7 protein-coding genes and 1 pseudogene are annotated in these 7021 nt (G+C 66.1%); all 8 read right to left on the reverse strand.

Annotated elements, in window-relative coordinates; translation table 11 throughout:
• On the reverse strand, positions 1-784 hold a 784-nt coding region (locus VKP01_RS16155), incomplete at its 3' end, for an NAD(P)/FAD-dependent oxidoreductase (protein WP_324414116.1).
• A gap of 41 nt (positions 785-825) precedes the next feature.
• Positions 826-1596, reverse strand: a complete 771-nt coding sequence (locus VKP01_RS16160; protein WP_324414118.1) for an SDR family oxidoreductase — start codon at positions 1594-1596, stop codon at positions 826-828.
• A gap of 162 nt (positions 1597-1758) precedes the next feature.
• Positions 1759-3192 (reverse strand): flagellar protein export ATPase FliI, encoded by a 1434-nt coding sequence (fliI, locus tag VKP01_RS16165; RefSeq protein ID WP_324414120.1) that lies wholly within the window; start codon positions 3190-3192, stop codon positions 1759-1761.
• A 77-nt stretch (positions 3193-3269) separates the two neighbouring features.
• On the reverse strand, positions 3270-3848 hold the full coding sequence (locus tag VKP01_RS16170) for a hypothetical protein (protein ID WP_324414122.1): 579 nt from the start codon (positions 3846-3848) through the stop codon (positions 3270-3272).
• Positions 3845-4570, reverse strand: coding sequence for a flagellar basal-body rod protein FlgF (gene flgF, locus VKP01_RS16175; protein WP_324414124.1), 726 nt, complete (start codon positions 4568-4570; stop codon positions 3845-3847). Before flgF ends, VKP01_RS16170 begins: the two co-directional genes overlap by 4 nt.
• Before the next feature lie 4 nt (positions 4571-4574).
• On the reverse strand, positions 4575-5357 hold the full coding sequence (locus tag VKP01_RS16180) for a DUF1217 domain-containing protein (RefSeq protein ID WP_324414126.1): 783 nt from the start codon (positions 5355-5357) through the stop codon (positions 4575-4577).
• 114 nt (positions 5358-5471) lie between these two features.
• Positions 5472-6815 carry a Tol-Pal system beta propeller repeat protein TolB gene (gene tolB, locus VKP01_RS16185; protein WP_324414128.1) on the reverse strand — a complete coding sequence of 448 codons (1344 nt, stop codon included), beginning with the start codon at positions 6813-6815 and terminating at the stop codon, positions 5472-5474.
• A 12-nt stretch (positions 6816-6827) separates the two neighbouring features.
• Positions 6828-7021, reverse strand: a pseudogene (locus VKP01_RS16190) (cell envelope biogenesis protein TolA); the annotation flags it as partial.

Genomic DNA, 7021 nt, shown 5'->3' on the forward strand with positions numbered 1-7021 from the left:
CATCGACATCGAAGACCTTGCGCTTCGCGATCTCGAAGGGATGGCCGTTGGGCGTACGCTGCACGATGTCGCGGATTTCCTCGAAGTGCTCCTTGAAATGGCGCTTGCGTGCTTCGTCAAGGGGCGCGTTGCGGGCGGGAACGGAATAGTTCGCGGTGCGCTGGAAGACCGTGAGATGCGCGGCCTCCCCGGCGATGACGGGAGCGGCCTGAATGCCGGTCGAGCCGGTGCCGATCTGACCGACGCGCTTGCCGGCGAGATCCACGCCCTCGTGCGGCCATTGCCCGGTATGGTACCATTCGCCCTTGAAGTCGCTCAGGCCGGGAATGTCGGGGATGTTGGCGCTTGACAGGCAACCCACGGCGGTTATCAGCCAAGTGCAGGTGAGGCTCTCGCCGCGATCCGTCTCGACGATCCAGCGATTGCCCGCATCGTCGAAATGCGCGGCGGTGACCTTCACGCCGAGACTGATGTCACGCATCAGGTCGAGGCGCTCGGTTACGAATTCGAGATAGCGCAGGATTTCCGCCTGGCCGGGATAGCGCTCGCTCCATTCCCATTCGCGGTAGATCTCCGGCGAGAAGAAATAGCAATAGGAATGGCTTTCCGAATCGCAGCGCGCCCCCGGATAGCGGTTCGCCTGCCAGGTGCCGCCGATCCCCGGCTGCGCCTCGAGCACGCGCACCGACAGACCGAGCCGCTCACGCAGCAGATGCAGCTGGTAGAGCCCGGCGAAACCCGCCCCGATGATCAGCGCGTCGAATTCCGTTTCCTGAGCGCTCATGCGATCCTCCTGCTCTCGATTCCGATCTTGTCGGCACGCCCTCAAGCCCGGCGCACGCCGCCATGCGTCGCCCAGGAGGTGCCTGCGAGCCAGCCGCAATCGACGGGCAGATTCGCCCCGGTGATCGCCGAGGCTTCCTGCGAGAGCAGAAAGGCGACCGCCTGCGCGATTTCATCGGGCCGCACCAGACGCCCCAACGCCGCCTGCCCCTCGGCCAGTGAGAGATCCCGCCGCCCGGCATCGACTTCAGCCTGCAGCGCAGGCGTCAGGGTGAAGCCGGGGGAGACCGCGTTGACGCGGATACCCGACGGCCCCCATTCGGCGGCGAGGCAGGCCGTCATCGAAATGACGGCGGCTTTCGTCGGCGAATAGGAATGCAGCGGCATGGAGCGCATACCCGCCACCGAGGCGATATTGACGATCGCACCGCGCCCGTACCCGATCATGGCCCGAGCGAAGATCCGGCTGGCGAGATAGGTACCGCGCTGGTTGACCGCGACGACGTCGTCATAGCGCTCCATGGACAATTCTTCGGGCGATACCGGTCGCTGCAGGATACCGGCGCTGTTGACGAGCCCCGTCACCGCGCCGAATTCCTTCGCGATACGTGAAGCCGCTTCCGCGAGCGAGGCCTCCACCCCGACATCGCCGACGCAGCCGAACCCGCCGATCTCCTCGGCAAGGTCCTTCGCCGCGTCGCCGTCGCGGTCGAGAACGACGACCTTGCCGCCGCGCGCCGCGAGCAGCTGGCAGCATGCCGCGCCGATACCGCTCGCCCCGCCCGTCACCACCGTGATGTCGTCCCTGCTCATCGTTGCGATCCTCCCGGCTCAGCGTCTGTGTTTTTTGCTGATCTTCCGGGATGGAAGCGATCCGATCAACGCGCGCTTTGCCCTAGGGGGATGGGCGCGTCTCGGCATCCGCCGCACGACACCAGCGGGCACCATCACGCGGGATCCCGTCCCGAACGGGGCTCAACCGCTCTGCAGCATCCCGGCGATCTCGCGGAACGGGTCGCGGCTGCGCGGTGAGGACGGGTCCTGGCGCAGGGCGTCGTAGAGGCGCGGCACGATGGTCACCGCCTGGTCGAGATCGGCATCGTGACCCGGCTGGTAGCCACCCATCAGGCGCAGATCGCGGGTCTCCTCGAAACGGGCGACGAGGGCGAGGAAACGACGCACCACGCCCTGCTCCTCCGCACTCCAGACCTTGCGCGCCAGCCGCGAGATCGAGCCGAGCGGATCCATGGCGGGAAAGCGCCCGCGATCGGCGATGGTGCGGTCGAGCACGATATGGCCGTCGAGCGTGCCACGAATATTGTCAGCGACGGGATCATTATGATCATCGCCGTCGACGAGCACGGAAAACAGCCCGGTAATGCTGCCCGCGCCCTCGGATCCGGGACCGGCGCGCTCCAGCAGGCGCGGGAGATCGCTGAAAACGCTCGGCGGAAAGCCGCGCGAAACGGCGGGTTCACCGGCCGCCAGCGCCACGTCGCGGGCGGCATGGGCGTAGCGCGTGACCGAATCGACGATCATCAGCACCTTCTCGCCACCGTCGCGGAAATACTCGGCGATGGCCATGGCGGTATTGGGGGCGAGGCGGCGCATCATCGGGCTCTCGTCCCCGGTCGAGACGACCATCACCGCCTTTGAACGTGCCTCGCCCAGCGTTTCCTCGAGGAACTCGCGGACTTCCCGCCCGCGCTCGCCCACCAGCGCGATCACCACCGTGTCGAAACCTTCCGCGCCGGCGAGCATCGAGAGCATGGTGGATTTGCCGACGCCGGAGCCGGCGAAGATACCAATGCGCTGTCCGGCACAGAGCGGCGTGAACAGATCGACCATGCGCACGCCGGTACGGATATGCTCGCCGACGCGGGCGCGATGCATGGCCGGCGGCGGTTCGGCAAAGGGGAAGACGCGTCGCTCACCCAGGTTAAGGGCGCCACCATCGTCAATGGGCTTGCCCAGAGCATCGAGGACGCGCCCGCGCCAGCCGGCATGCGGATGCAGCGAGACCGCCTCCATACGATGCACCTCGGCGCCGAGCCGGGCATCGATCGCGCCCTCGAAGGGTTTGACCGTGGCGCCACTGGCATCGATGCGTACCACTTCACCAATCTGCGACCGGGCATTGCCGATGGCGGGAAGCACCACGCGCTCCCCCAGCTTGAGGAAGGGAGAGAGCCCCCCGACGCGGTAGAAAGCGGGCGTCACCGCACTGACCCGCCCCCCGATCCGCACCAGCGGCAAATCCTGGCTGGCCCGGGCAATGGCGTCGCCCAGCCGGTCGAGGGCATCGGGCGCCGATTCCGCGCGATCTCCCCTCTCCCGCCGTGGAGAGGGGCCGGGGGTGAGGGGCGGCGCAGAAGAATTGTCGCCGTTGATTTCCGTCGCCTGCTTCATCCCGGTTTCGCTCAATTCTGATACCCCCTCACCCCCATCCCCTCTCCACCCGGGAGAGGGGAGTTCTGTCTTCCGCTTCATGGAGGCGCAGGCCAGCCGTTTGCGGCACTGGTCTGCAGCGTGCGGTCAAGGTGGCGCTGATGCAGATCACGCAGCACATCCGGCGGCAGCAGGTTCATCTCGAAGCGTGCGAGCGCATCAACGGATGGCAGTGACCTGCCCATACGGTCAGCATCGAGCATCGCGCTGAGCGCGGCGATCTCGTCCGCCCGCGCGACATCCGGGGCAGGTCCCTGCGCGGCGTCGTGTTCGCCGGGCAGATCCGGCAGAGGCGGCAGCGCGTTCGGATCGGGATTGAAGCCGCCCGGCTGCGAGACGTGGCCACGCAGGATGCTTGTGCGCAGAAAATCGAGACGCGGCTTGTCCGCCGTGGCGCGATCGGCCGCTGGGTTCACATCGGCGGTTTTCTCCTCACTCTCGTCGAGCCTGTCGGAGAGTGTTGCGGTGAAATCCTGCGCCGGCTCGGCATTCAGCGCCTGGCGGGCGTGGTTGAGGGCGTTGACCAGGCGCAGGCTGTGATCGCTGCGCGCGAGCACCACGCGATCCGACGAGGCCGCGCCGCTTGCAGCACCGATGACGGCGGGCGCCTCACTCATCGCGTATCCCCGAGGGTGCGAATCGCGTCCTGCAAGGTGCGGTCGTTCTGCTCGACCGCCGTGGATGCGCTCTCGAAGGCGCGGCTGACTGCGATCAGACGGGTCAGTTCCAGCATCGGATTGACGTTGGCGCTCTCGGTATAACCCTGAACAATGCTGTTATCGACGAAATCGAGCACCGGCTCCGGGGGCATGCTCGGGATCAGCGCGGAATTGGAAAACCGCGTGAGATCGGCGTCGGAATCGATGGCGAAGAGCCCGATTGCACCCATCTGCGCCCCGTTTTGCGTGATCATGCCGTCGCGCGAGATCGCCGGTGGCCCGCCATTGGGATCGAGCTGGATCGGCGCGAGCCCGGCATCGAGCACGAGATGGCCCGCCACCGTGCGCAATTCGCCGAATTCGTCGATCTGCAGGCGCCCGTCGCGGGTATAGGCCGGGCCGTTACCGGTCTCGATGGCGAAGAAGGCGTCACCGTTCACGGCGATGTCGAGGGGGTTGCCGGTCTGGTCGAGGCTGCCAGCCTGGCGCGATATATGGGTCTCCCCGACGCTGGCGAAGGCGACGCGTTCGCGGCCCGCCGCCGAGAAGATCGATTCGAAGGTCACCTCGTCGGCGCGATAGCCCACTGTCGACATGTTGGCGACGTTGCGGGCGATGGTCTCCATGCGTCGCTCGAGGGCGACCTGACCGGAAACGGCGACATAGATCGGGCTCTGCATGGTCTCAGAAGCCTCCGCGCTTGATGGATTGAATGCTGGTCAGGAGATTGATCCCGATCCCCTGCGGTGTCGTCCCGCCGATCAGGATGTTGGGCGCGCTCGCCGGCGCGGTCGGATTGTCGAGTTCGTAGAGCGAGGTGAAACGCGTGAGGAATTTGGACAGCGCTTCGGGGTCCTTGAAATCCGCGATGTCGAGCCGGCTCTCGATGAATGCCGCCTGCTGCTCGACGCTCGCCCCGCCGGTCTGCGGCGAGAGGCCCAGCGCGGTCTGCACGACCTTGAGCAAGGCCGGATCGGCCAGGATTTCGTACACGTTCTCGATGCCGGGCGCCTTGCGCTCGAAATACAAGGCCAGCCGTACGCCTTCGTTCTGCGCACCCTGGTTCACCTCCAGCGTCTGGCGCACGAATTTTTCCACCGTGCCCGATTGCGCGCGCGAGAAGCTCGTCGTCGCGCTGTCGTAACGCTTGAAGTTGAAGGTCTCGACAAGATCGCGATAGCGTTTGTCGGCGAGGCGGTTGGCGAAGGAATCGCGCTCGTCGGTGCCCTCCTCCAGCGCCTTGCGGATGAAAGCCCTGGCATAGGCCATGTCTTCGAGTCCGTGCGCCTTGAGCGCGAAGCGGTAGATCCGCTCGTCGCTCATGAAGTCGTCGATCGAGCGGATCTTGCCGATGTTCTCCTCAAAATAGGCGATGTCGCGCGCTGCCATCGGCTCCTGTGCGGTGCGCTCAAGCGAGCGCGGCAGATCGCGCGCGACGAGATTGAAGGCGAGCGGTGTCGAGAGCATGGTCTTCCCTCACAGGCAGCCCGCGATACGCCTGATGGCCATCGCGATGGTGCCGTGACAGTGGGGCAAGAGCCTTGCGTGTGGCTTGCGGCCCGCGCAGGCGGTGCGCGCGGGTCAGGGACCGCTGAGCGAGGGCGACCAGGTGGGGTCGGAGGCGAAGTTCGGCGTCGGGATCGGTGTCTCCACCCTTCCCGTCACGTCGACCATGAAGAGCCGCCCGCCCCCCTCGCCCCGGGGCTCGCGGAAGAAGACGATATATTGCCCGTTCGGCGCCCAGGCCGGGCTTTCATTGTGGTAGCCCTCCGTCAGGATGCGCTCACCCGAGCCGTCGGGGCGCATAACGCCGATCGAGAATTGCCCGCCCGACATCCGGGTGAAGGCGATCAGATCGCCACGCGGCGACCAGACCGGCTGCGAATAGGAGCCGTCGCCGAAGGAAATCCGCTCCGCGCCCGAGCCATCCGCGTTCATCACATACAGTTGCTGGCGCCCGCCACGGTCACTCTCGAAGACGATCCGGTCGCCATCCGGCGAGAATGACGGCGAGGTGTCGATGGCCCCGGTGGAGGTGAGGCGTGTGGTGGTGCGGGAATGCAGGTCGATCTGATAGAGATTGGCGTTGCCTCCCTGCTGCAGTGCCATCAGGATGGAGCGACCGTCCGGCGAGAAACGCGGGCTCGAGGTCATGTCGGGGAAATTGCCCACCGCCTGACGGGCACCCGTCTCGATATTGAGCACCTGCACGCGTGGCTGCTCGCCGCGTGCCTGCGCCATGAAGGCGATTTCCTGATTGCGCGGCGAGAAGCGCGGCGTCACCACGGCATTGTCGCCCGGCGTGAGATAGCGCACATTCGCCCCGTCCTGATCCATGATGGCGAGGCGCTTGCGCCGGTCGTCGCGCGGACCGGTCTCGTCGACAAAGACGATGCGGGTATCGAAGAAGCCTGGAATGCCGGTGATCTCGTTATAGACCGCGTCCGAGATGATATGCGCGATGCGGCGCCAGTTGGCGGGCTCGGTGAAATATTGCTGGCCGACCGTCTGGCGTCCGCTGGAGACGTCCCAGAGTCGGAACTCGGCCCGCAGCCTGCCCCCCGAATCGCGGGTGACGCGCCCGGTGACAATGGCCTGGATCTCGGTATCGCGCCAGGCATCGAATTGCGGCGTCGCGTCGAAGGCCGGCGCGCGCTCGGGAAACCGATTCGGATCAGCCGGGCTGAAATAGCCCGAGCGCCGCAAGTTGCCGGAGAGCACCCGGGTTATCTCCATCCCGAGATTGCCGTCTCCGGTGAAATCGATCACGGCGATCGGCATCGGTGCGAACTGACCGCCACGCACATCGATGACGAGCTCCGCCGCAGCAGGACGCGGCAGGGCCAGCGCGACCATGATCAGCCCGATCGCGGCGATCAGGAAGCGCGCATCACGCAGGGTCGGGAAAGGGATAAGGCGTTGCATCAGCGACGCTCCTCATGCGTCTCGCGGATCGAAATTGACGACCATCGTCTTCCAATCCTCATAGAAAGGTACGAATTCAGCGGGAATCGACAGGGGAGCACAGCGCTGTGTCGCCCGTGAGGCAGAATCGGCCACGGCCTGGAAGAGGCGGTCCGCTTCCGCATTGACGATCTGGGGCCGGCCTGCGAGGGAGCCATCGACATTGA

The organism is Saliniramus sp. (assembly GCF_035311605.1).
Classification (GTDB): domain Bacteria; phylum Pseudomonadota; class Alphaproteobacteria; order Rhizobiales; family Beijerinckiaceae; genus Saliniramus.

Bases quoted from the DNA above. Each gene is read 5' to 3' on its own strand.
- VKP01_RS16170 (WP_324414122.1), bottom strand. From the start codon at position 3,848: ATGAGTGAGGCGCCCGCCGTCATCGGTGCTGCAAGCGGCGCGGCCTCG.
- VKP01_RS16160 (WP_324414118.1), bottom strand. From the start codon at position 1,596: ATGAGCAGGGACGACATCACGGTGGTGACGGGCGGGGCGAGCGGTATC.
- flgF (WP_324414124.1), bottom strand. From the start codon at position 4,570: ATGCAGAGCCCGATCTATGTCGCCGTTTCCGGTCAGGTCGCCCTCGAG.
- fliI (WP_324414120.1), bottom strand. From the start codon at position 3,192: ATGAAGCAGGCGACGGAAATCAACGGCGACAATTCTTCTGCGCCGCCC.
- tolB (WP_324414128.1), bottom strand. From the start codon at position 6,815: ATGCAACGCCTTATCCCTTTCCCGACCCTGCGTGATGCGCGCTTCCTG.
- VKP01_RS16180 (WP_324414126.1), bottom strand. From the start codon at position 5,357: ATGCTCTCGACACCGCTCGCCTTCAATCTCGTCGCGCGCGATCTGCCG.